We start from the raw sequence: 20,434 nt of genomic DNA on the forward strand, positions 1-20,434 counted from the left end.
AGCGCGGCTCACAGCGGCCATCATTGCGGATCACCAGGGCATCGCGTGTTTGGGTCGGCTTCCTGAAACCTGCGATCGGTGCCCCTGAAGAAGGTCCAAACGTGGTCCAATGTTGTGTGGCCATGGTCTTCGCGCTCGACGAATGCACTGGCGACGGCCTGGATGTCTGGCGTCGGGGGCTGGAGAAAGCGATCAGCAAGGCGTGCGGGTGGCTGTTTGGGCTGCCATTTGGCGAGCGCTTGGCAAACATCCTTCATCTCTTTGTGCTGGAAGGCGCGTCGGACCTTGTGACGGAGGTTTTCGCAGCCACGGCCGGTGGTCGGGAGTCCAGTCGGTCAAAACATCAGGCGGGCCGGATCAGCCGCCCTTGTTCGCGCAGCATCGAGGGCTCGCCTGGGGAATCCGTGCGCATCCTGCGCGAGCTTCAGGAATTGACCTAAAAGGAGTTCGCCACGCGCGTTGGGCTGCCGCTGGCGACGTTTGTCGAGATCGAATCCGACCGCTCCGCCCTCGACATCGAGCAGGCCAAGTCCTTCGCTCGTTTGCTCAAGTGTCATCCCGGTGCCCTGGTCTTTCTAGGAGGGTTACGTCCCTCGTTTTTCTCAGCTTGAGGGCAGTGTGCAGGGGCGTGGTCGCTGTCTGGCCGCGCATCACCTGGCGGTGCTCCATGAGCAGATGGGGCGCGTGGAGCAGGCGCGGGAGTATCAGTAGCTGGCGCGGGCGTTGCGCGAGGGGCAAGGGCAGCGCTGATCCCGGCACTCATGAAACACCGCCTCCGGGGTCTCAGCGGTGAGGATGCGCTCGGACCAGGCCAGTAGGGTCTCGGCATCGGCCTCTTGGATCTGCTGACGCAGCCGGGCATCGGTGGGGCCGAATGTGCGCTCCATTAGGCGCAGTAGAATCTCGGCCTCGCCCTGGAGCACGATGTAGCGCAGCAGTTGCAGCAAGACCCAGTCGTCGGGACGGCTCTTGTGCTCAAACAGGATGTAGACGTGGAGCGCGAGCGTCGCTGCAGCATCTTCTAGATCAACTGCAGCGCCCGGATTAGCCTGCTCAGGTACGGCTGGATCAGCCTGATCGGGCACACGCCATTTCAGCCGATAGACCAGATCAGAATACGACGCGCGCAGTTCTTTGGAGACGTCGCTGTCCTTGCTGATCTCCAGACTGTCAAGATCCACCACCTCAAGCAGCTCAGCTAGCCGTTGCTGGCGCAGAAAGTCCTGCGCGATCTCGCGCCGGGTGAAGCGCTCGCGGAAGTAGACGTCATGCGGATTGTTGCTCTCGTCCATGGAGGCGACTGTACCGGGATCGGGCCTGCCTGAACAACCAGCGGTTGAGCACGAACGGGAAGTCGCCATCGCCGATGATGGACGCCCACGCAAGGTGACTTTTGTTGGCCCGATCAAGATCGTATTTGGCAATCGGCTTTGCCATACCGGCGCCTTGGTCCTCGTCGAAAAGGTACTGCTCGGCGTGTTGCTCAAGCCACTACGGATCTCTGATGATCTCTTCCGTCAGATCATAGAACCGTATGAACATGTAAGCCGCTTCATATCGACTCTTTGCAGTGAAGGAGCATCTCAATGTGTCGATTCTGGACGTCCCATTCCTGAAGGTACCATGAACAGGCTGATTACCAGTCAAGTTTCGCATAATCCTATCGATCTCCGGCTCCCGAGCCCGAACCTTTGCGAAAGAGGCACCTAGTTGAAAATCACCACCCGCAGCAACAATAAAATTGATTGAACGACCACCAAATTTTTGGTTTGGAGACAAATTGAAATACTTCTCTCTATAACCACTTTTGAGCGTTAACCGACTGCGCCGTGCTCTGATATAAGGCGAATACTTAGATTGCAGGAATTCATCCAAAATAGCCTGCAAATCACGATTACAAAAAACCATACAGAAATACCGATAGACGGAAAAAAGAACGCAGCATATAGAGGTACATCCCTGGTTTTCCAATTAACGTGGTCCGAACCTGATCTACCTGCGATACCGGTTCGAGCCTGTACCCGGACGTTTTTCGCCCCTGATGTCCCTTAGCCGCAGACCGCTATACCCAGGAGGGCCGGCAAGCCTTGCACGATGGTCGCAGCACTGCCGAAGGTCGATAACGTGTCTTGCCACGAGGTCTTCGTGGTCCAGGTGGCTTTCGCGTCCTTCAGCCAAGCGGGTTCGCCGAGCACGTTGTCGAGTTCACCAAGCGCCTCGGCTGGCGTCGAAATGCCCTCGGCACGGTCGAGCAAGCGCAACAGACCACGCGGGGTGAGTTTGAGGACGTCATGGCGGAGGCTTTCGCCAGGGTGAAGTCGCTCCGCAGCCAGCTTGCGCTCCAGCCAAATCCTTAACGCGGCGTCGTGAAGCGGAATCGACAGATGTTTATCGCTCGTCACCGCTTCGCAGGTTCGGAGAAGCTCCGTCAGGGCGGAGATGGCCTCGGCGTCGGCAAGCGGCGGCTGTCGAAGCGCCAGATCAGTGAGATAGGCACTGGCCTTGGTGAGTGATAACTGCAGGCTCGCAGCCAAAGGGACTGGCTGCCCAGGGATCACCCCGGCATCGATCGCGGCTCTGAGAAGGCTCAGCTCCAACTCACGTTTGGTCAGACTCCCAAACGGTGCTGATTGGAGGATGCCGAGGCAGGCGGCACCGAATTGCTGATGGGCGTCTGACATGGATCAGGCGACCCGCTTCAAATAACCATCTGGCGCCACGCTGATCAGCAGCTTGTGGTCGATCTGTTTGTCGATCTCGAACTCCGGGTGGGTCTTGAGGTACTGGTGCACGGCGGTCTTAGGGTTGTCGCCGGGACCCCAGGGGCGGTTGGGGAACATGTCCGCAGGCATGTCCTCGATGAGGGTGTCGAAGACGACGCAGTAGCTGCCGGGGGTGACCAGTGGGGCGTAGGCTTCCAGCTCGGCGAGGACGTGCTCGTGGGTGTGGTTGGAGTCCAGGCAGACCAGGATGCGTTGGTGGCCGTCAGTCATGGCGTGCACGCGGGCGATGATCTCGGGGTCGATGGAGGAGCCTTGGATCATCTGGATGCGGTTCGCCATCGGGTGGGCTTCGATGGCGGCGCGGTTGTGGTTTTTTTACCATGAACACAGACGAATCAAGACTGCCTTTGCAAATAGGCCCTCGGCCAGTAGGTGACACGCTCTTTGATCAAACCTTCGTTGAATGGCCAACTCGGCTCAACACACTCGAAATTAGGGTGGCGCTCCAAGAATTCATCGATTGCTGATAATGGATTGTTCCATGTCCAGTCTTCTTGACTCCTAGGGGCTCCTACAACTTGTTTCATAATTCCATCGCAAGCGACGATATAACTGCCAGGACTGACCAGCGGTGAATAGGCTTCGAGCTCTGCTAGCACATGGTCTTTCAGATGATTGCTATCAAGAAGAACCAATACAGTCTCAGAAGACCCAACATGATCCTTTATTGTCGAAACAATATCCGGGCTAATTGAGCTACCTTCTACAAGAGTGATCATGGGGCTCAAGCGATGTTCCTCAATTGCGGTTCTGTTATGGGGCCGTATTTCAATATCTACCCCAATAACCCGACCCTTGCCAATTGCAGCGCAAAGGCTTGCATAGAAAATGAGCGATCCGCCGTGCGCCACACCTGTTTCTATGATGATGTCAGGCTTGACCTCATAGATGACTTCTTGAATCCTTAGCATGTCTTCAGGAAGTTGGATGATCGGCCTTCCGAGCCAGCTAAAGCCGTAGACATATTTTGTGTCCCAACCTGCTCTTAGCCAAGCTTCAGAGATAATCGAAAAAGCCCTTGGGTCATCAAGTTTAAGCTTGCTTCCGTCATCAAGAGTGATACACAAATCTGCTTTGCTGTAGTGAAAATCTGTCATTTTAAGACCCAGAAATTGTTATTAATTGACTGCTGTTGGCATATATCCGTTACTGCCCAGAAGGAGAGTATCTCATATAGGTAAGTGTCCGAGAAGAAACACTTGAGTTATCTGCATCTGGAGATTCAGTTAAAGCCTCTATCTCGCCTGACGAACCTTTGACTTCATGTAGTGGGACTTCAGAAACCGGAATAAATCCACATCGCTGATAGAAACCAACAGCTGGATTGTCGGAAAGGACTCGAAGCCATATTTGCTCGATACCTAGGGATACTTTTGCCCAATCTACTAACCGCAGGAAAGCGAGCCGCATTAAGCCGGGCTCGGTTTTATTTACGTGACGGACTATTGCATCACCTTCAATACGGCTGCCATCAGAATTTCCGTAAGCCAGCCCCATGTATCCATACAGTTCATTGGACTGAATTTCCTTAATAGCAAATAATATTCGAGTGCTATCAGCTGCAACCTGCTCACTAAGCCATTTTTTTGTTCTTTCCGGAGTCGCAGTGAAGAAGGTTAGAAAAGAGTCTCTATTAGAATTTCTCGCCTCTGTCAACATGACCAAGATTTCGGGATCGATGTTTTCTGCTCGGCAATCAATAGGATAAAGGCCGTATCCTGTACCAGGCACGGGCAATATGAAAGAAGATAAGTCAAAAAGACCAACACCCTTGAGGCACTGCAATAAGATCTGGTAATTCATAGCGTTACTTTGAAGTTGACTATAGATTGAATCACGCGTTCAACATCATCCTCTTTCATCTTGCTGTGAAGAGGCAAAGAAAGTATCTGGCCAACAATACGTTCTGTTACTTCAAGCTCACCTCGTCGACAGTCTTTCAGAAATGTAAAGCTATGGCCAGCTTGCCAGTGAATTCCGGTATCCACCCCTTGATTCTTCATATGCTCGCGTAATTCAGAACGCTGACCATTTAGTACGCGAATATAATACAGGAACGGATTAACAGCATCAAAATTACCTTTTGGGGCATCAATCCAATCAAGCTTGGAAAGCTCTTGATGGTACTTTTTACACACCCGCTGCCGGGTTTCTCGGATTTCTTTAACCTTTGCAATCTGAGAGACTCCAATCGCGGCGTGCAGATTGGCCATGTGGTACCTGAAACCTAGCTCCTCCATGTCATATGTCCATGCTCTGGAGTTCGTGTACATCTGAGCTGCTGGTTGGGTCATACCAATGAGACGCTTTGCATGCAGCCTCTTCATGGCTTCTTCGCCTTTCACAATAATCGCTCCGCCATCGATACATGTGATCGTTTTCACAGGGTCGAAGCTGAACATTGTGTACTCATGCTGTTTCCCTACAGGCTCGCCGTTGTAGGACGACCCAAATGAGTGAGCTGCATCATGCAGTACTGGTATCCCATTCTGCTCCGCAACGTTTTTAATGGCAGCATGGTCGCAGATAAAGATGTCATAATCCATTGCAATAATGCATTTAGTCCGCTCGGTGATGAGCTCTTCAATTTTGGTTGAGTCTAAGCAGAGCGTTCTTTCTTCAATATCAACGAAGACAGGTTCCGCTCCACAAGCTTTAATGGCCTGAAAATCAGCAGCATTATTAAATGAAGGGGTGATAACCTCATCGCCCGGCCCAACACCCATCATTAGCAGCGATAAATGTAGTGCAGCATGACCGGTGCTTACTGCTACAACATGCAGGTCGTCTTCCGGTTTAAGCTGACATACTGATGCAACAGCTTCTTCAAATTGCTTGACATAGCTGCCCATGCCGAGCCATCCGAGTTCAAGTGATTCTACAGCTGCTGCAATTTCTTCACTTTCAATTAGCGGCTTAAATACCGGTATGGTTTCCATTAATTAATCTCTACTGCAATACGGTTAGTATTGGCCAGGATAACCTCGTCGCCAGGGCCGATGCCGAGCGCGGCCATACCCATGTGTAGGGCGCCGGTGCAGCTGGAGGTGGCGATGGCGTAGTCAACGCCAAGGTGGGCTTTGAAGGCGTCTTCAAAGCGGTGGATGTAGTCGTAGCAGCGCTCGCCCCAGCCGTTGGCGGCGGCGTCAGTGACGTAGCGGACCTCCAGTTCGGTGATGGAGGGCAAGGTGCGCGGGATGCGGGGGGTCATCTTGCTTATTGGAGCAGCATCCTGATGTGTTCTTTGTAGGCATCGAAGGCGGCATCCAGACTCACCAATGTCGCCTGTTGTTCAATGGCGGTCGCGAGAATCAGGCGATCCGCCGGGTCGCGATGATGTTCAGGCAATTGAGCCGCACGAACAGCCACGGCGCGGGTCACCGGCAAACAATCAACGCCGGAGCCGGCCAACGCGAGTTCCAGCCAATCGTTGAGATTGGGTTGCAGTTGCAGGCGACCCCGTCGTTCAAGCCAGGCGACCTCCCAGCAGGTGATGGCACTGACGGCAAGCTGATCGGCGCCCGCAATGTGCGTCAGGATTCGGGATGGTAGTGGGTTGACCTCGGGATCGACCCATCGGACCCAGATGTGGGTGTCAAGAACCATCATTGCAGCGCGTTCCAATCGCTCTCCGGGGCAGCAGGTGCGATGAGATCATCCGTCATGTTGACTGATCCGGCTAGCTGTGGGGCGGGTCGATTGGGTTCCTTGTGGGTGCCGACTGTTGCTAACGCTGGCTGCTCTTCCAGCAAAACGAGGACGCGCAAATTCACGCCATCCGGCACTCCCCGTGGGAGCTGGATCGCTTGGTGCTGAGCCGTGGTTTCAAATTCGATGACTTGCATGGATATCCCCTCTTGTTGAGATTGATGAGGCCGGCTGAAGTCGGCCTCACCTTGCTAGCTGATGTTGAGTGACGGGACTGCGCTCACGAAGCGAGTGCCCTGCTCGGCTAGATCAGCCAACTGCGCCTTTACCTCCTCTGCAATATTCCAGGGCAGGATCAGCACCTCATCCGGCGGCTCATCGCGCAGCGCTGCGGGCGGGCGGATCGGGATGTGGCTACCGGGCAGATACTTGCCCTGCTTGGCCGGGGCGGCATCACAAACATAGGGTAGCAGGTCGGGCTTGATGCCAGCATAGTTGAGCAGGGTGTTGCCTTTGGCGGCGGCGCCGTAGGCGGCGATGCGGCGGCCGGCGCGTTGTTGTTCGATCAGGTGCGCGAGCAGGTCGTTCTTGACGCGGTTGGCGCGCGGTTGGAAGGCCTGATAGGTGGCGAGATCCCGCAGGCCTTGGGTCTGTTCGGTGGCGAGTAGGTCGGCGACCGCTGCCGTGGTGGGGCGCGGGTCGTCGGCGTGGATGGCGTAGACGCGTAGGCTGCCGCCGTGGGTGGGCAGTTGTTCGACATCCCAGAGGCGCAGCTCATGGGCTTGGAGGATGCGCTGGACCGCGTGCAGCGAGAGGTAGGAAAAATGCTCGTGGTAGACGGTGTCGAACTGGTTGTGGGCGATCAGCTGCAGCAGGTGCGGGAACTCCAGCGTGACGGTGCCGCTGGGCTTGAGCGCAGCCTTGAGGCCAGCGGTGAAGTCGTTGATGTCTGGTACGTGGGCGTAGACGTTGTTGCCGATGATGAGGTCGGCTTGACGGCCTTGGGCGGCGAGTTCCTGACCGAGGGCGGTGCCGAAGAACTGGCGCAGGATGGGGATGCCCTGGGCTTCGGCCGCGGCGGCGGTGGCGTCGGTGGGCTCGATACCGAGACAGGGGATGCCGGCTTGGACGACATTACGCAGTAGGTAGCCGTCGTTGGCGGCGACTTCGATGACCAGGCTGTCGGCATTGAGGCCGAGGCGCTGGCGGATCATGGCGCTGTAGTCGGCGGCGTGCTGGAGCCAGCTGCTGGAGGTGGAGGAGAAGTAGGCGTAGTCGCTGGTGAAGAGCGCGTCGGCGGCGACGAAGTCTTGGGTTTGCACCAGCCAGCAGTGGTCGCAGACGAAGAGCTTGAGCGGATAGGTGATCTCCGGGCGGCGCAGGTCAGCTTCGCTGAGGTAGGCGTTGGACGGCGGCGCGTAGCCGAGGTCGAGGAAGACGAGGCGCAGCGGGGTTTGGCAGTGGCGGCAGTTCATGGGTTCTGTCCAGCGTCAAGCCCGGCGTCGAGTCCGATGAAGGCGGCGGTGATGGGCGCATGGGCTTGATCGCGCGCGGAGCGTTCGCTGATCGGCAGAGGCCAGTGGATGGCGAGCGTGGGATCGAGGGCGTTGAGGCCATCTTCGGCATCCGGCTGATAGGCGGCGGTGTGCAGGTAGAGCAGCTCGCAGTCGGCCGTGAGCGTCTGAAAGCCGTGGGCGAAGCCTTCGGGGATGGCGAGGGTGCGATGGTTGTAGGCGCTGAGGTGCTCGGCGTGCCAGTGCAGGAAGGTTGGCGAGCCTTGGCGTAGGTCGACGGCGATATCGAAGACCTCGCCGCGAAGGCAGCTGACCAGTTTCATCTCGGCATGTGGTGGGTGCTGGAAGTGCAGACCGCGCAAGGTGCTGGCCTTGGCGGTGAAGGTATGGTTGATCTGCAGGATAGCGCGCTGGCCGATGATGGCTTGCAGCTCTTGGGTGCAGAACAGGCGCTCAAGGTAGCCGCGCTCATCGCCGAGGGGGTGGTGTTGGATGAGGCTCAACCCTTGAATCGCTGTTGGGCGGATGCTGAAACGCGACATGGGGGATCGGCCATCGGTTATGCGTTACGGCGGCTGGACGCAGCCGCCTGAAAAGCAGCGATATCCTGCGCACAAAGCTCGCCCGCTGATTCGCCATCGGCTTGCCGGCGATACCAGTGCATGGTGCGCTGAAGACTCTCTTGCAGCGTCCAGCGCGGATGCACGCCGAGACACTGACGCGCCTTGGCGATCTCCAACGCCAGCCAACCGGCTTCATGCGGTCCTTGGGTGCCGTCTCTCCATTGGATCTCCCCGCGCTGGAACAGATCACGGGCCTGGCTGATGACCTGGCGAACGCTGGCGGCTTCATGCGTCGCTGGGCCGAAGTTGTAGGCATCGGCCAGTGCGGGCTGGTGCCAGAGTTGTTCGGCGAGCCGGAGGTAACCGTTCAGGGGCTCGAGGACATGCTGCCAGGGTCGGGTGGCCTCAGGGCGGCGAACCTGCAACGGGGTCTCACTGCTCCAAGCGCGCACAGCGTCGGGGATCAAGCGGTCTTCTGACCAGTCACCCCCACCGATGACGTTGCCCGCGCGGGCCGTAGCAACGGCAACGCCCTGCTCGCTGAGGAACGCTGCGCGGTAACTGGCGATCACCAGTTCCGCCGCAGCCTTGCTTGCGCTGTACGGGTCATGCCCCCCGAGTGGGTCCGTCTCGCGGTAGGGAAAGGGCTGTTCGTTGTTCCGATAGACCTTATCGGTTGTGATCGCGACGACAACGCGCAGGCTGGGGAGACCACGCAGCGCATTGAGCAGGTTGGCAGTCCCTTGGATATTGGTCGCAAAGGTGCCGAGCGGATCGCGGTAGCTAGCGCGCACCAGCGGCTGCGCGGCAAGATGGAACACGACTTCTGGATCGGCGCGGCGGACCCGTTCCGCCAAGCCCTCGGCGTCTCGAACATCCTGGATGTGGCTGTCGCAGAGATCCATGATCCCAGCAAGCTGATAGAGATTTGGCTCGGTGGCGGGTCCGAGTCCGATGCCGGTCAACTGAGCGCCCAGCCGATAAAGCCAGAGCGCGAGCCAGCCGCCTTTGAAGCCGGTATGGCCGGTGAGCAGAACCCGTTTGCCTGACCAGAAGGTTAGCTCCAGATCTTCCATGGCGCTTCTCCACGGTCCCAAAGCGATTCGAGATGATTCTTATCTCGCAAGGTATCCATCGGCTGCCAGAATCCGCGATGCTCAAAGGCCATGAGCTGGCCCTCTCTGGCGAGCGTTTCTAACGGCTTGCTCTCCCAAGAGGTCTGATCTCCGTCGATGAGATCCAGACAGCGTGGCGAGAGGACGAAGAAGCCACCGTTAATCAGGCCGCCATCGCCCCGGGGTTTTTCGGTGAAGCCAGTGACCTGGCGACCGTTGCATTGGAGTGCGCCATAACGCCCTGGCGGCTGTACTGCGGTCACGGTTGCCAGTTTGCCGTGAGCTTGATGGAAACGGATCAATGCACCGATATCGACATCACTGAGACCATCGCCGTAGGTAAAGCAAAACGCCTCGTCATGCTCAATATACTCGCGCGCTCGATGTAAACGTCCACCGGTGAGCGTCTCTTCGCCAGTATCAACCAGCGTTACACGCCATGGCTCCGCATGCTTGTGATGCACTTCCATGGCATTGGTCATCATGTCAAAGGTGACATCTGACATGTGCAAAAAATAATTTGCAAAATACTCCTTTATCAAATAGCCTTTATAGCCACAACAGATCACGAATTCATTCACACCATGCGCAGAATAGAGCTTCATGATATGCCAAAGAATCGGCCTACCGCCAATTTCGATCATGGGCTTCGGCTTGAGATGTGTTTCTTCGGAAATACGGGTTCCGAGACCACCGGCTAAGAGAAGGCATTTCATCGGATTAGTGAGCGGCTTGCGCTTGCCCTTCCCATCGGCGTTTTAGTAGGTCTTTGACCTGGCTTTGCAAGGCTTTAAGCGGCCGCTTTGGCTTGAAGAGGCGGCTTTTGTACAGCTTTGAAAGATCATCGAGGTAATATTGGTAGAAGTCGCGCCGATCAAGCATTAAACCCTGCTCTCCAGTGAAGCGCTCATCTTGGGTCTCCTTACGGCTGCGAAAATAGCGCCGATAATAGCGAACCTCTTCAAGCTGCTGTAGCTTCCCAAACGAAAGCAAACGGCTAATCAAAACATGATCCCATGATATTGTTTTTCGGAATTCGGCATCAGCGAGATACTTTCTCGGGAAAACCGAGTGAAATATTGTACAATTGGCGAGTCGAACGATAGACTGCAAATATCGCTGTAATGCATCATCTTGGTTGAAATTATAGAGTGCAGACTCGACGATCTTTTTGTCTTCCGATCCGTCAATTACGGCATAAGGATACCCACAAACCATAGACAAAGAAGCGTCAGCATCAAGCCTATCAGTAACCGTCTTTAAATAGTGTGCAGATAAGTAGTCGTGGGCGCCAAGCCACATAAATAACTCTGATCTACTATTTTCAAAAAGAAAAACGAAGTTATCCCCCCCCCCCACATTGGTCGGCTGTTGAAAAATCTCGAAGCGCTCGTCGCCGGCCACTTCGTCCTGAATAATCTCCAGCGTCCTATCCGTTGAGCAATTATTAGAAATCAAGAATTTAACATCATCAATGTCTTGAATCTTCAGCGAGCGAATCGTCTCCTGAATATAGTTTTCTTCGTTATAGACCGGAACGCCTACGCAGAGCTTGTAGGTCCGCTGTTTACTCTGAAGTCGCTCTGGATCATAAATCACCGTGGCTCTTTTTGACCGCGACCCGATTGATGCCGCCGATCGTGAGACTTGATTCATTTGACCAAGTTCAAGCCAAAGCGGCGCATTGAGGCTTTGTTCGACGAGTTGCGCTTCCGGCTTAATGGTGACCTTCTTTCCAAGCCGAAGCGCTGCCAGCGCCAGCATGCGTTCGCGCTCAATGCTCGCGCAAGGCAGCTTGCGCCGTTGCGCCAAGCGCGACAGGTGCTGTGCTGGCTGGGCGTGGCGGCTGGAGGCGTTGAGTTCAGCGGCGGTATCCAGCGCGAGGGCGGTGAGCCAGCCAGCCAGGTCGTCTTGCGGGTTGTTGATCGCGCATTGGTCAAAGGACTCCAGCGCTGGCAGGAAAGGGCGATCGAACTCCGGCGCGTTCTGCGCCTTGCTGGCATCGTGCGCCTGTATCCGTTGCAGCAGCGCCTCGTTGAGCTGTCGCGCGGTGTCTGGCTCGCCACAGGCGCGATGTGCACGGATGCGTAGGAGTTGGGTTGCGATCTGTGCATCGCCGTCTGCCGCGAGCGCTGCGAGGCGATCACGGCTTTCGATGAGGCGCCGATAGCGCTCATCGAGCGGGCGCTCGGGGTCGAAGGCAATCAGCGCGGCGTCGAGCGCAGCTTGGTAGTCGGCAGGTAGGTCAGCGGCATGCTCGCGCCAGACTGGGAGTAGCGCGGTGGCGAAGGGGTAGCGGGCGAGCGCTTGCGGCCAGAGGGGGTCTGCGGGGGGCATGGCGGGCCTGTTGGAGTGCATCAAGAGGACAGCGGGTTGAGAACCTGCTCGAGCGGCCGCTGCGGCCGTTCAGGAAACGCACTCAGCGGCTGTTGCGATCGCGCTGCGGCGATGTCTCGGGCGTCGGTGTAGCAGGCTTCATAGATGTCGTTGAGGTAGGCCCTTAAGCTCGGACTGTCGTCCAGTTCGTCGCGGATCTGTTTGCGAAAGCTGGCCACCTCGGCTCGCCAGTGGTTGCCGCTGCGGGGTGCTAGGAGGTGGGCGAGCAGGTGCATGTGGTCAACACTGGCAAAGTCACGACGCGCGAGTTTGCTGCGTGTCGCTTGCAGCCAGAGATAGTAATCGGCGTCGTAGGCGGCAGCGGTGTCGTCGGTTTCGCGCAGTTGACTGTGCATGGTCGGGACGGGAAGCGGTTGATGGTCACTAGGGCGCGTCATCGTCATCAGGCGGGACGGATCAGCCGCCCTTGTTCGCGCAGCCAACGAGCGCGGGTGGCGTTGCAGGCAAAAAGTGTAGCCGGTTTTTCCAGCGCTGATTGTGCGCTGGGTTCGGTTTCACCGTTGGCGTTGGCGTTGGCGTCGGTGTTGCCGTTGGCATCCGCGTTTGTGTGCAGGTCGGGGCTTGCGTTTCGGGGGCCGTTGGCGGCGGGAGCCTCCTGCAGCGCGACTAAGGCATTCAGGGCCGGGATCAGTCGGTAGAGGCTGAGGCCAGCGGCTTGCAGGTCGGCCAGGGCAACGCTGTCGCTAGGTAGCAGGAACAGCGGGTCGGCCTGTTGCAGCCAGCGGGGGTCGAGCGGGGTGCTGGCGCCGAGGCGGATCAGGTCGAAGGCGGCGGCGGGTTGGCGGTGGTCGCTGTGCGCTTGGGCCTCAGCCTCGGTGTGTATCACCGCTTGCAGGCCGTTATCGGCGACGCTGCGGGCGAACAGCGGGTCGGGGTTGAGCGCGAGCACCCTGCCCTGCCCTTGCAGGGCTTGGGCGAGGCTCAGCGCGTAGAGGCCATAGCCGGTGTCGGCATCGAGCAGGCGCAGGCCGGGCTGGGCGAGTTGGCAGCAGAAGGCGACTTCCGGCTCGGGCCAGTCTTCAAGCTCGAGCAGGGTCAGGGTGACCGGGTTGTCGAGGTCGGCCGGGACGTTGACCTTGAGGCCGTTCTTGAGGTTAAGGGTCCAGTGGGGCTGCACGGTTTGCTCTGGCGTTCTGCTGGGGTGTTAGGTGCGAGTGTTACTCGAAGATGAATTCGTCGGCATCATCGGCCTCTGCTGTCGCTGATGAGGACGCCGGCTTATCGCCCGTATCCAAGTCCGAGCGCTCCGGGTCAGCAAGCGCCTCGGTCTTAGTGGTTGGTTCCGATTCGAGCTCCGCTGCGGGTTCAGGCGCCTTTACCATCCCCTGTGCGAGCAGGTAATCCTCAGCCTTGTCGTCATCTACCTCGGCCAGCAGCGCATAACTGAGGTCACGGACGTTGAACACCGTATGCAGCAAGAAGGCGAGTTTCAGGCGCTGGGCGTCGCTGAGCATGGCCATGCGCTCTAAGCTAGGCAGGAAAAGCACGTCGGCGCCAATCAGTTCGCTGCCTTGGGTCTTGATCAGCTCCTCGCGCGCAGGTAGATGACTCTCATAGGTCAGATCATTGAATCGATAGAAGCGAAAGCCATGGCGTGCCGTCCAGTGCTGCAATTCGGCCAGGTTGGGTTGGCGCTGGTGGGTGGGCTGAAAGGCGATACGCACTTGGATCAGCAGACTGTCTTTCAATGCTTGATCGCCGTTCTCGAGAATCGCATTGGCATCACTCAGATGATCAAGGATCAGCCAGTCCAGACTCTCCAGCCCAGCGATGCTGTTCAGCGCGACGGTGCTGATCGGCAGCTTGGCGAGCACTTGCGCACCTTGACCTATGCTCGGAGGCAACTGCGCCACCGGCAGCGGCTCGAGCGGGCTGCTCAGCGCCGGGTCCAGGCAGGCATGCAGGGTCGCGGGCTGTCCGTCGCCGAGTAGCGCGTGTGGGACCAACTGCACATCGGCGCTGTTGGCAAAACGCTCGGGTTGCTCGACTAAGCTGCCGGGGTCGAAGGCGATGATGCCGAAGGCATCGAGCTTCAACAATGTGTCGATCCCCTCCTCGCGCAGCAGTTTGGCGCGGTTGTCGACCGCCACCAGCTTACCTGGCAATTGCCAGTTGAAACGGCGCTCGGCAAGCGCGCGGGGTGTGAGATACGACTGCGGGTGTTGCAGCGCGACCGGCGTGGCCTCGTTCTCAAATTGACATTCACCCTGAGCAGTAAAGGTCAACGCGGCCGGTGTCTTGCCTTCACAATAGCGCTGCCAAACGGCGCGCAAGGCACCATCAAGATTTTCGGCAAAACGTAGGCCATCGCAGAGAGGAGAGGCCGTCACCCGTTGGCGCAACCGCCGCCGGATGCTGGCCAGTTTGGCAAGATCGCCGGCGAGGTCGAGCACGCGCTGGTGATAGGCCTCCCAACTCTCGCAGACCCATTCCGGGTAGCCGGCGTTGACCAGATGGGTGGCGGCGTGGCGACCGGCGAACGTGGGGCCGGGGTACGTCACCACCGGTACCCCCATCATGAGCGCCTCGCAGGTGGTCAGTCCGCCGGAATAGGGCCAGGGATCAAGGGCGATGTCGATGCGCCGATAGGTTCTGAGGAATTCTTTTTGCTTGGCCGGGCCTTCCATCTCGATGCGCTCGGGGCCGATCCCATGCTCGGCGAGGCGATCTCGGATGCGCTGACAGAAGTCCTCGTCCTCGTATTGGCCACTCTTGAGCAGCAGATGGCTGCCCGGCAGGGCTTGCATGAGGCGACCCCAATGCGTGAGCAGCTCAGGGTTGAGCTTGGTCGGGTTGTTCAGGCACCCCAGTGTGAGATAGCCGTTGCTCAGCGCGGGCAGCTCATTCGGGTCAGGGAAAAAGGTCTGGGGAACATAAGGCGGAATGCTGTAGCAGATGTAATCATCTGGCAGGCGAATGAGCTTTTCCACATACCAGTCGTCGACTCCCGCTGGGGTTTCGATAGCATCGCTGAGGAAATAGTCGATCGCCTCCAGTCCGGTGGTATTGATCTGCCCTCCCACCCATTTGATGATCAAGGGCGCAGGCTTGCGAACCAATACCGGCAGCCGATTGCCATCATTATGCCCGGACATGTCGATGAGGATGTCGAGTTGATCCTCTCGCAGCATGGCCTCGAGTTCATCATGGCTGTGTCTGTAAACCGCTTTCCAATAACGCCCGGTGCGCATGAGCTGCTTGGTGATCAGGTCTTCCTTGCGATCAAGGGTATAGTAATAAAACTCGAGATTGGACCGTTTGGTATTCAAGACCCCTGGCAGGATCATGTACCCAACCGGATGCAAGCGAAAGCCAGAGGAAAGTAGGCCAACCCGCAAGCGGCGATCCGGATGAATATCCCGAGGCTCGGGCGGTTGCGGCGGCACCGGAAAACGCGCTTGCCAACTGAGCGCAGTCTCGTAGATCTGCCGCGCACTCACCGCCGGATCATAATGCATGCCGGTGAGAATATTGGAGGCAGCACCAAAGTATTCAGGGTCGCGTCGCAGTGCTTCGTTGTAATAGGTGCGGGCGGTTTCGTACTCGCCAATATCTTGGTATTTCGTGCCGACTAGGTTGTAATAGACCGCCTCTTGTGGCTTGAGCGCCATCAGCGTTTCGCAGTCGCGGAACATGGTGGCATAGCGCCGCGCCAGCGCGAACACGGTGATGCGCATGGCGAGCACATTCATTGAGGTTGGAGCCAATGCGAGCGCCTTGTCGAGCGCCTCGATTGCCGCGTCCTCGCGCTGTTGCGCATGATAGGTATGGCCCAGCATCAACTGGGTCTCGGCTGTATCCGGCGCCAGCTCGGCCGCTCGCGTCAATGCCTGTTCGGCTTCGGGGAGCTGATCCAGCTGGAAGTGGATCTTGCCCAACAGCAACTGGTGCTCCGCTTTAGGATGCGCGCCGTCGAATTCACAGGCGAGTTGACTCGCCTTCAGGGCGGTCTCGGGCTGGTCTTGACGGTAGCGGACCTGGGCCAGCGCGTGCCAGCCGAAGGGGTCTTGCGGATAGCGTCGTGTGAGTGCTTCCGCCTCTTGCTCGGCCGCTTGATCGTCGCCTTTCTGAAAGCGGCGCTCGAAGCGCTGGCGTTGTGTGGCAGGAATACGTTGGGCGGTATGAGACGGCATGGCGGGACTCTGCGCGCGCAAGGGTTAGGCGCCGTCGCGCGGATGATCGATCGTCGGTCGGTGACTCTAGGGCCTGAGTGTAACGCGTCGTGCTCGACTTGTAAGCGCACTCGGACAAAAAAGGCCCCCGGATGGGGGCCTTAGGGTTGCGGCATTTAGCCGCTCAATGACTCAGGCTGGGAACGTGATTATCCCAACAGCGAGAGCACATTCTGCGGGAGCTGATTGGCCTGCGCCAGAACGCTGGTGCCGGCCTGCTGCAGGATCTGCGCCCGGGTCATGTTGGCGACTTCCTTGGCATAGTCGGCGTCTTCGATGCGTGAACGCGCATCGGAGAGGTTCAAGGCATTGGTCTCCAGATTGAAGATTGCATCCGTGAACCGGTTCTGTACCGCACCGAGCTCAGATCTGAGCGAATCCACCTGATTGAGCGCCGCATCAAGTGTGGCTAATGGATCTTCCGTGGCCGTGGAGTTACTCACCGCATCGAAGGTGAGGGTGCCGTTCTCCGTAGCATACACCTGATTGGCATACTGATCAGTAAAGGTGCCCGAGTCGTTCTGGAAGATCGTTGCCGTGGCCTGTGTAGCGATGATCTCAGAATCAAATCCGGAGACAAAGAGGTTAGTGCTTGCATTAGTCTGCAAAGTGCCAGCAGCACTAAACGTATAAGTTGCACCGTTTGTTTCGGTACCATCTACGTCGATCACGTAGCTCGACTGGTCAGCTTCGTCTTCTATCTGCGCCTGTAGATCGGTCACCGAGATGGTGTCGTTATCCACGTCATATCCAGTGGCAGTACTACCCGAGCTGTAGGTTACGGTACCGCTCCGAATTGTCATGGCGTCCGCATTATCTGTCGCCAAGAACGCTGTCACGTCGGAAATATTGGCTAGCGGGTCGCCTGTGGTGTTGTTCTCGGTTAGGTTGCCGGTAGCGTCGAAATAAAGCTGCTCACCACCATTCGCCCGAGTAATATTACCGGATGAATCGACATTAACATCAACAGAGTCACCATTGGGGCCTTCAATGGTCAAAAAGTTGGTTTCGCCCGAGGAAGGCGTAAGTGCCGCTGCAAGCGTGCCACCACTATCGACGCGCCCAACCTCGTCAAAGGTAAAGGTGTTGGTGGCAGCATCAAGCGTATAAACAGTGGCGCCATTCGTCACGGTTCCCTGATCTTCTAACTGCGCTAGCCCCAGTGCAACACTGCCGTTGGCAAGACTTGCGAGATCATTGAATTGTGCGGTATAGGATGATGCTGCATCGTTATTGGCCACAAATCCCTGGGCCAGAACCTGAGTCTCGGTCGCCAGAGTGTTGTCTTCACCCACACCATCGACATTGAAGCCTGATAGATTCAGTGAGGAGACATCGATTTGAGTCAGGTTGATATCGATAACCTGGTCATCATTGGCACCGACTTGGATTCGCAGCGCGCCTGCGCCCTCAGCCAGCACCTTAGTGCCGTTAAAGTCGGTCTCTGCGGAGATGCGGTCGATCTCGGACAGACGCTGATTAATCTCTTCCTGGATCGAGGTCAGGTCAGATGCGGAGTTGGTACCGTTCTGCGCCTGCACGGTCAGGGTGCGGATGCTCTGCAGGTTGTCGTTGATCTGGTTCAACGAGCCTTCAGTGGTCTGCGCGATGGAGATACCGTCGTTAGAGTTACGCACGGCCTGGTTGAGACCGTTGATCTGCGAACTGAAGCGGTTGGCGATGGCCTGACCGGCGGCGTCGTCACGGGCGCTGTTGATGCGCATACCCGAGGACAGGCGCTCCATGGCCGTGGTGAGGCTGTTCTGGCTCTTGTTCAGGTTCTGCTGAGCGATCAGCGAGGTAATGTTAGTGTTGATAACGGACATGATTAGCTCCTTCCGAGTGCGTGGTGAAGGCGTCAGGGGGGTGGCGGCTTGTGGCTGCCGGGCCTGTCGCAACGGCACCATTGTTGGCCGTTGACTGTAATAACGGCTGCGGCGGGCGAGTCTTGAGGGTTCTGCTGAATTTTTTTGCCGGCCTGCGCCAAGTCGAGACTTAGCGCACAGTCCGGGGCGCTCAGGCTCAAGTTTGGCTGCGGTTGGCCGATAGCCTGTTTCAGAAGACGTCTCGGTGGGCGCAGCGTCGCCCTCCCCTTCGCGGCGATCGGGCCGCGCTTCGATTCAGCGTCCGACTCTGCTAACCGTCTGACAAGGAGCCCATTCCCATGTCCAGTGCCATCACCGATATCAGCCAAACCGCCCCTAACACCGCCCCGGTCAACCAGCTCAACCCCCGCCAGCGCCTGGAGGGCTTGCTGCAGGCGTTGCCTAGCGTCGGCAGCACGCTGGCGCAAGCGGAGAGCAATCAAGCCCCGGGCCGCAGTGATCTGGAGGAGCCGCTGCAGCGGGTGAACGAGGTGATGAACAATTATGGCGTGCAGTTCGAGATGAGCGAGCCGCCGGGCGAGCGCCTGATCACGCGCATTGTCGACAGCGAGTCAGGCGATGTGCTCCGCCAGATCCCGCCGGAGGAGGTGCTGCGCATGGCGGAGAAGATCATGGAGATGACCCAGGCCGCGCGCGGTGACTTGGTGAACCTTCAGGCTTGAGAATCGCCTCGGGGTCGCGCTTGAGCGCGTCTTCAATCACCAGTTCATGGGTCTCGCGGATGAAGTCTTGCAGGGTGTAGGCCATCTCGGGTGCCTCGCGTTGGAAGATGAGGTGCAGTCGTTCGAGCAGTGTCCAGCAGCCGTTTTGGTTGGGCTCGCGCAGGCGGTGGGTTGCAGGCCGTGACTGCGCGCGAGCCCTTTGGGATAGCGTGTGGCGACGGCATAGAGGCCGAAGGCGTCGCGCGGATGGCGGGCCTGCTCGGCATCGAGGTTGACCTTGCGGTAGAGGACGTAATACCCGATCAGCTCATCCAGCGACCAGACACCCAGGGTTTCATGGCGGGATTTGTAGCTCAGCAGGTTGATGGCGCGCAGATAGTCGTTGGTGGGGTCGAGGAGCGTGCGCATCGCGATGTCTGTCTCCGTCAGCGCCCAGGTGCGGCTGGCAGGCGTTTAGGAACTGCGGTGGCTCGGTGCGGATATGCTCGTCGCGGTCTTCGGCAGCCGGCCAGCGCTCAAGGCCATTGGTTTAGACTTTCTGGTCAGCCGCTCGCCGCTTGATCCAGTTCTCGGTGCGCAGGCCCGGGACGCGGTTGAACTCTTCCTGATTATCCGTAACCACAATCGCGCCTAGTGCTGAGCCTTGCGCGGCAATCCAGAGGTCATTCGCGCCGATGGGGGTTCCGCAGCGCTCAAGATGGACGCGAATCTCGCCATAGCGCCGGCTGACCCCATCATCAATCGGCACCAGCTCCAACCTTTCCACGAGCTCAGCAAGACGGGCCGCGTTCTTCTCCCGATAAGCGCTCTTTTCGACGCCGAACTCAAGCTCGCCCAAGACCACCGGGGAGAGCAGCATATCGGCCAACAGCCTTTGCTCGAGCTGGCGCTTGACCGTGGCGACCTGCTTCATTGCCGCAATCATGATGTTGGTGTCGAGTAGATAGCGCACCCCGGTGTCCTACAGCGTTGCGATCGGCTCCGGTGGCCGCTCATCTGGCGCCACCAGATCAATCTCCCCAGGATGGTCCCAGAACGGTCGAAAGGCGTCTGCTGCCATGATCGGCTTGTCGGGCACCAGCCGGGCGATCACACGCCCACGGCGCGTAATGGCAACGGTCTCGCCCGCTTCAACGGCGGCTAGCAGCCCGGAAAACGCCGCTTTTGCTTCAGTGACCTGCACATGTCGCATGAGAGGATCTCTAGAAAGTGACCATGTGGTCAGAATATCCTCAACTCAGGTTGGATACAAGGCCAACGAAACCCGGGACGCAACGAAACCCGGGACGGAACACGGTTGAGCCTGGATGGTCAGCAGGCACACGGCGGTGAGCGCGAGTTTGAGGCTTGTGCGGTCATCACCTTGTCGTGAACAGGTCGTCGAGCGAGTTGGCGGTGAGGATCTGCTCGACCCAGGTGTCCGGTTGCTCGTCCGCGGCTTGCTCTAGGCGCTTGGATGCCGACTCGGGTATCTCGCCGAATTTGAGGGTGATGAGCTTGCGGAGAGTGCCCTCCACGCCCACTTTGCGGCCTACTTTTTGGCCTTCTTTTTACCTTCTTGGCGGCGGTGCTTTGTCGTGCGAGCGGTAGGGGGTGTTGCAGTCAATCTCGGCGTGGATGGCCGGGAATCATAGCGCGAGGAACTCGGGGAAGAAGCGTTCGAGGGCTTCTTTCCAGGGGCTGTCTTGGTCGTT

The 20,434-nt window shown here is 58.0% G+C and carries 24 protein-coding genes and 1 pseudogene; 3 read left to right on the top strand and 22 right to left on the bottom strand.

From position 1 onward, the window contains the following. The first annotated feature begins 122 nt into the window (after nucleotides 1–122). Nucleotides 123–440 (top strand): hypothetical protein, encoded by a 318-nt coding sequence (locus CKO42_RS27645; protein ID WP_242479647.1) that lies wholly within the window; start codon nucleotides 123–125, stop codon nucleotides 438–440. A 264-nt stretch (nucleotides 441–704) separates the two neighbouring features. Here the strand turns inward: CKO42_RS27645 and CKO42_RS23445 are convergent, their stop codons facing one another. Then, nucleotides 705–1,292, bottom strand: a complete 588-nt coding sequence (locus tag CKO42_RS23445) for an Rpn family recombination-promoting nuclease/putative transposase (protein ID WP_200250058.1) — start codon at nucleotides 1,290–1,292, stop codon at nucleotides 705–707. Between CKO42_RS23445 and CKO42_RS23450 the strand changes: the two genes are divergently transcribed. Further along, the gene (locus CKO42_RS23450) at nucleotides 1,291–1,710 is read left to right on the top strand and encodes a hypothetical protein (protein ID WP_200250061.1); all 420 of its coding nucleotides are present in this window, start codon (nucleotides 1,291–1,293) and stop codon (nucleotides 1,708–1,710) included. The genes CKO42_RS23445 and CKO42_RS23450 overlap by 2 nt on opposite strands. 338 nt (nucleotides 1,711–2,048) lie before the next feature. Here the strand turns inward: CKO42_RS23450 and CKO42_RS23455 are convergent, their stop codons facing one another. The 17 genes and pseudogenes from CKO42_RS23455 to CKO42_RS26970 all read right to left on the bottom strand — a co-directional run bounded on the left by CKO42_RS23455 (nucleotide 2,049) and on the right by CKO42_RS26970 (nucleotide 18,018). Next, nucleotides 2,049–2,534: a protein kinase family protein gene (locus CKO42_RS23455; RefSeq protein WP_200250063.1), complete on the bottom strand. Its 486-nt coding sequence runs from the start codon at nucleotides 2,532–2,534 to the stop codon at nucleotides 2,049–2,051. A gap of 150 nt (nucleotides 2,535–2,684) precedes the next feature. Next, nucleotides 2,685–3,086 (bottom strand): annotated as a pseudogene (locus CKO42_RS23460) (CmcI family methyltransferase); the annotation flags it as partial. Between the two features lie 32 nt (nucleotides 3,087–3,118). After that, on the bottom strand, nucleotides 3,119–3,880 hold the full coding sequence (locus CKO42_RS23465; RefSeq protein WP_200250065.1) for a cephalosporin hydroxylase family protein: 762 nt from the start codon (nucleotides 3,878–3,880) through the stop codon (nucleotides 3,119–3,121). 49 nt (nucleotides 3,881–3,929) lie between these two features. Further along, on the bottom strand, nucleotides 3,930–4,586 hold the full coding sequence (locus CKO42_RS23470) for a GNAT family N-acetyltransferase (RefSeq protein WP_200250078.1): 657 nt from the start codon (nucleotides 4,584–4,586) through the stop codon (nucleotides 3,930–3,932). Then, nucleotides 4,583–5,722, bottom strand: a complete 1,140-nt coding sequence (locus CKO42_RS23475; RefSeq protein ID WP_200250080.1) for a DegT/DnrJ/EryC1/StrS family aminotransferase — start codon at nucleotides 5,720–5,722, stop codon at nucleotides 4,583–4,585. The genes CKO42_RS23470 and CKO42_RS23475 overlap by 4 nt, the downstream gene beginning before the upstream one ends. Then, nucleotides 5,722–5,994, bottom strand: coding sequence for a DegT/DnrJ/EryC1/StrS family aminotransferase (locus CKO42_RS23480; RefSeq protein WP_200250083.1), 273 nt, complete (start codon nucleotides 5,992–5,994; stop codon nucleotides 5,722–5,724). The genes CKO42_RS23475 and CKO42_RS23480 overlap by 1 nt, the downstream gene beginning before the upstream one ends. A gap of 5 nt (nucleotides 5,995–5,999) precedes the next feature. Continuing rightward, the gene (locus CKO42_RS23485; RefSeq protein ID WP_200250085.1) at nucleotides 6,000–6,392 is read right to left on the bottom strand and encodes a type II toxin-antitoxin system VapC family toxin; all 393 of its coding nucleotides are present in this window, start codon (nucleotides 6,390–6,392) and stop codon (nucleotides 6,000–6,002) included. Then, on the bottom strand, nucleotides 6,389–6,628 hold the full coding sequence (locus CKO42_RS23490) for a hypothetical protein (protein ID WP_200250087.1): 240 nt from the start codon (nucleotides 6,626–6,628) through the stop codon (nucleotides 6,389–6,391). Before CKO42_RS23490 ends, CKO42_RS23485 begins: the two co-directional genes overlap by 4 nt. A 54-nt stretch (nucleotides 6,629–6,682) precedes the next feature. Beyond that, the gene (locus CKO42_RS23495) at nucleotides 6,683–7,906 is read right to left on the bottom strand and encodes a class I SAM-dependent methyltransferase (RefSeq protein WP_200250090.1); all 1,224 of its coding nucleotides are present in this window, start codon (nucleotides 7,904–7,906) and stop codon (nucleotides 6,683–6,685) included. Continuing rightward, nucleotides 7,903–8,487, bottom strand: coding sequence for a dTDP-4-dehydrorhamnose 3,5-epimerase family protein (locus CKO42_RS23500; RefSeq protein ID WP_200250092.1), 585 nt, complete (start codon nucleotides 8,485–8,487; stop codon nucleotides 7,903–7,905). Before CKO42_RS23500 ends, CKO42_RS23495 begins: the two co-directional genes overlap by 4 nt. Nucleotides 8,488–8,504: 17 nt before the next feature. Next, nucleotides 8,505–9,584: a CDP-glucose 4,6-dehydratase gene (rfbG, locus tag CKO42_RS23505; protein WP_200250103.1), complete on the bottom strand. Its 1,080-nt coding sequence runs from the start codon at nucleotides 9,582–9,584 to the stop codon at nucleotides 8,505–8,507. Further along, entirely contained in the window at nucleotides 9,566–10,339 is a 774-nt protein-coding gene (rfbF, locus tag CKO42_RS23510; RefSeq protein ID WP_200250114.1) for a glucose-1-phosphate cytidylyltransferase, read from the bottom strand. Before rfbF ends, rfbG begins: the two co-directional genes overlap by 19 nt. Nucleotides 10,340–10,343: 4 nt before the next feature. Next, the gene (locus tag CKO42_RS23515; RefSeq protein WP_200250116.1) at nucleotides 10,344–11,960 is read right to left on the bottom strand and encodes a glycosyltransferase family 2 protein; all 1,617 of its coding nucleotides are present in this window, start codon (nucleotides 11,958–11,960) and stop codon (nucleotides 10,344–10,346) included. 20 nt (nucleotides 11,961–11,980) lie between these two features. Then, nucleotides 11,981–12,403 carry a DUF29 domain-containing protein gene (locus CKO42_RS23520; RefSeq protein WP_200250119.1) on the bottom strand — a complete coding sequence of 141 codons (423 nt, stop codon included), beginning with the start codon at nucleotides 12,401–12,403 and terminating at the stop codon, nucleotides 11,981–11,983. Next, on the bottom strand, nucleotides 12,403–13,137 hold the full coding sequence (locus CKO42_RS23525) for a hypothetical protein (protein ID WP_200250121.1): 735 nt from the start codon (nucleotides 13,135–13,137) through the stop codon (nucleotides 12,403–12,405). Before CKO42_RS23525 ends, CKO42_RS23520 begins: the two co-directional genes overlap by 1 nt. Nucleotides 13,138–13,177: 40 nt before the next feature. Further along, the gene (locus tag CKO42_RS23530; RefSeq protein WP_200250131.1) at nucleotides 13,178–16,153 is read right to left on the bottom strand and encodes an O-linked N-acetylglucosamine transferase, SPINDLY family protein; all 2,976 of its coding nucleotides are present in this window, start codon (nucleotides 16,151–16,153) and stop codon (nucleotides 13,178–13,180) included. A gap of 188 nt (nucleotides 16,154–16,341) precedes the next feature. Continuing rightward, on the bottom strand, nucleotides 16,342–18,018 hold the full coding sequence (locus CKO42_RS26970) for a flagellin N-terminal helical domain-containing protein (protein ID WP_207148812.1): 1,677 nt from the start codon (nucleotides 18,016–18,018) through the stop codon (nucleotides 16,342–16,344). Nucleotides 18,019–18,356: 338 nt separating this feature from the next. On the opposite strand from CKO42_RS26970, the gene CKO42_RS23545 reads away from it, so the two are divergent. Next, nucleotides 18,357–18,740 carry a flagellar protein FlaG gene (locus CKO42_RS23545; RefSeq protein WP_200250133.1) on the top strand — a complete coding sequence of 128 codons (384 nt, stop codon included), beginning with the start codon at nucleotides 18,357–18,359 and terminating at the stop codon, nucleotides 18,738–18,740. Between the two features lie 36 nt (nucleotides 18,741–18,776). On the opposite strand, the gene CKO42_RS23550 is transcribed toward CKO42_RS23545, so the two are convergent. The 4 genes from CKO42_RS23550 to CKO42_RS23565 all read right to left on the bottom strand — a co-directional run bounded on the left by CKO42_RS23550 (nucleotide 18,777) and on the right by CKO42_RS23565 (nucleotide 20,257). Continuing rightward, the gene (locus CKO42_RS23550) at nucleotides 18,777–19,148 is read right to left on the bottom strand and encodes a hypothetical protein (RefSeq protein WP_200250135.1); all 372 of its coding nucleotides are present in this window, start codon (nucleotides 19,146–19,148) and stop codon (nucleotides 18,777–18,779) included. Between the two features lie 121 nt (nucleotides 19,149–19,269). After that, nucleotides 19,270–19,692, bottom strand: coding sequence for a PIN domain-containing protein (locus tag CKO42_RS23555; RefSeq protein ID WP_200250152.1), 423 nt, complete (start codon nucleotides 19,690–19,692; stop codon nucleotides 19,270–19,272). A 9-nt stretch (nucleotides 19,693–19,701) separates the two neighbouring features. Beyond that, the gene (locus CKO42_RS23560) at nucleotides 19,702–19,932 is read right to left on the bottom strand and encodes a type II toxin-antitoxin system Phd/YefM family antitoxin (RefSeq protein WP_200250153.1); all 231 of its coding nucleotides are present in this window, start codon (nucleotides 19,930–19,932) and stop codon (nucleotides 19,702–19,704) included. A gap of 166 nt (nucleotides 19,933–20,098) precedes the next feature. Beyond that, the gene (locus tag CKO42_RS23565; RefSeq protein ID WP_200250155.1) at nucleotides 20,099–20,257 is read right to left on the bottom strand and encodes a hypothetical protein; all 159 of its coding nucleotides are present in this window, start codon (nucleotides 20,255–20,257) and stop codon (nucleotides 20,099–20,101) included. Between the last annotated feature and the right edge of the window lie 177 nt (nucleotides 20,258–20,434).

The organism is Lamprobacter modestohalophilus (genome assembly GCF_016583905.1).
Classification (GTDB): domain Bacteria; phylum Pseudomonadota; class Gammaproteobacteria; order Chromatiales; family Chromatiaceae; genus Lamprobacter; species Lamprobacter modestohalophilus.

Coding starts and splice junctions, on each gene's coding strand:
- CKO42_RS27645 (WP_242479647.1), top strand. CDS start 123: ATGGTCTTCGCGCTCGACGAATGCACTGGCGACGGCCTGGATGTCTGG.
- CKO42_RS23450 (WP_200250061.1), top strand. CDS start 1,291: ATGGAGGCGACTGTACCGGGATCGGGCCTGCCTGAACAACCAGCGGTT.
- CKO42_RS23445 (WP_200250058.1), bottom strand. CDS start 1,292: ATGGACGAGAGCAACAATCCGCATGACGTCTACTTCCGCGAGCGCTTC.
- CKO42_RS23465 (WP_200250065.1), bottom strand. CDS start 3,880: ATGACAGATTTTCACTACAGCAAAGCAGATTTGTGTATCACTCTTGAT.
- CKO42_RS23470 (WP_200250078.1), bottom strand. CDS start 4,586: ATGAATTACCAGATCTTATTGCAGTGCCTCAAGGGTGTTGGTCTTTTT.
- CKO42_RS23475 (WP_200250080.1), bottom strand. CDS start 5,722: ATGGAAACCATACCGGTATTTAAGCCGCTAATTGAAAGTGAAGAAATT.
- CKO42_RS23480 (WP_200250083.1), bottom strand. CDS start 5,994: ATGACCCCCCGCATCCCGCGCACCTTGCCCTCCATCACCGAACTGGAG.
- CKO42_RS23485 (WP_200250085.1), bottom strand. CDS start 6,392: ATGATGGTTCTTGACACCCACATCTGGGTCCGATGGGTCGATCCCGAG.
- CKO42_RS23490 (WP_200250087.1), bottom strand. CDS start 6,628: ATGCAAGTCATCGAATTTGAAACCACGGCTCAGCACCAAGCGATCCAG.
- CKO42_RS23495 (WP_200250090.1), bottom strand. CDS start 7,906: ATGAACTGCCGCCACTGCCAAACCCCGCTGCGCCTCGTCTTCCTCGAC.
- CKO42_RS23500 (WP_200250092.1), bottom strand. CDS start 8,487: ATGTCGCGTTTCAGCATCCGCCCAACAGCGATTCAAGGGTTGAGCCTC.
- rfbG (WP_200250103.1), bottom strand. CDS start 9,584: ATGGAAGATCTGGAGCTAACCTTCTGGTCAGGCAAACGGGTTCTGCTC.
- rfbF (WP_200250114.1), bottom strand. CDS start 10,339: ATGAAATGCCTTCTCTTAGCCGGTGGTCTCGGAACCCGTATTTCCGAA.
- CKO42_RS23515 (WP_200250116.1), bottom strand. CDS start 11,960: ATGCCCCCCGCAGACCCCCTCTGGCCGCAAGCGCTCGCCCGCTACCCC.
- CKO42_RS23520 (WP_200250119.1), bottom strand. CDS start 12,403: ATGACGATGACGCGCCCTAGTGACCATCAACCGCTTCCCGTCCCGACC.
- CKO42_RS23530 (WP_200250131.1), bottom strand. CDS start 16,153: ATGCCGTCTCATACCGCCCAACGTATTCCTGCCACACAACGCCAGCGC.
- CKO42_RS26970 (WP_207148812.1), bottom strand. CDS start 18,018: ATGTCCGTTATCAACACTAACATTACCTCGCTGATCGCTCAGCAGAAC.
- CKO42_RS23545 (WP_200250133.1), top strand. CDS start 18,357: ATGTCCAGTGCCATCACCGATATCAGCCAAACCGCCCCTAACACCGCC.
- CKO42_RS23550 (WP_200250135.1), bottom strand. CDS start 19,148: ATGCGCACGCTCCTCGACCCCACCAACGACTATCTGCGCGCCATCAAC.
- CKO42_RS23560 (WP_200250153.1), bottom strand. CDS start 19,932: ATGCGACATGTGCAGGTCACTGAAGCAAAAGCGGCGTTTTCCGGGCTG.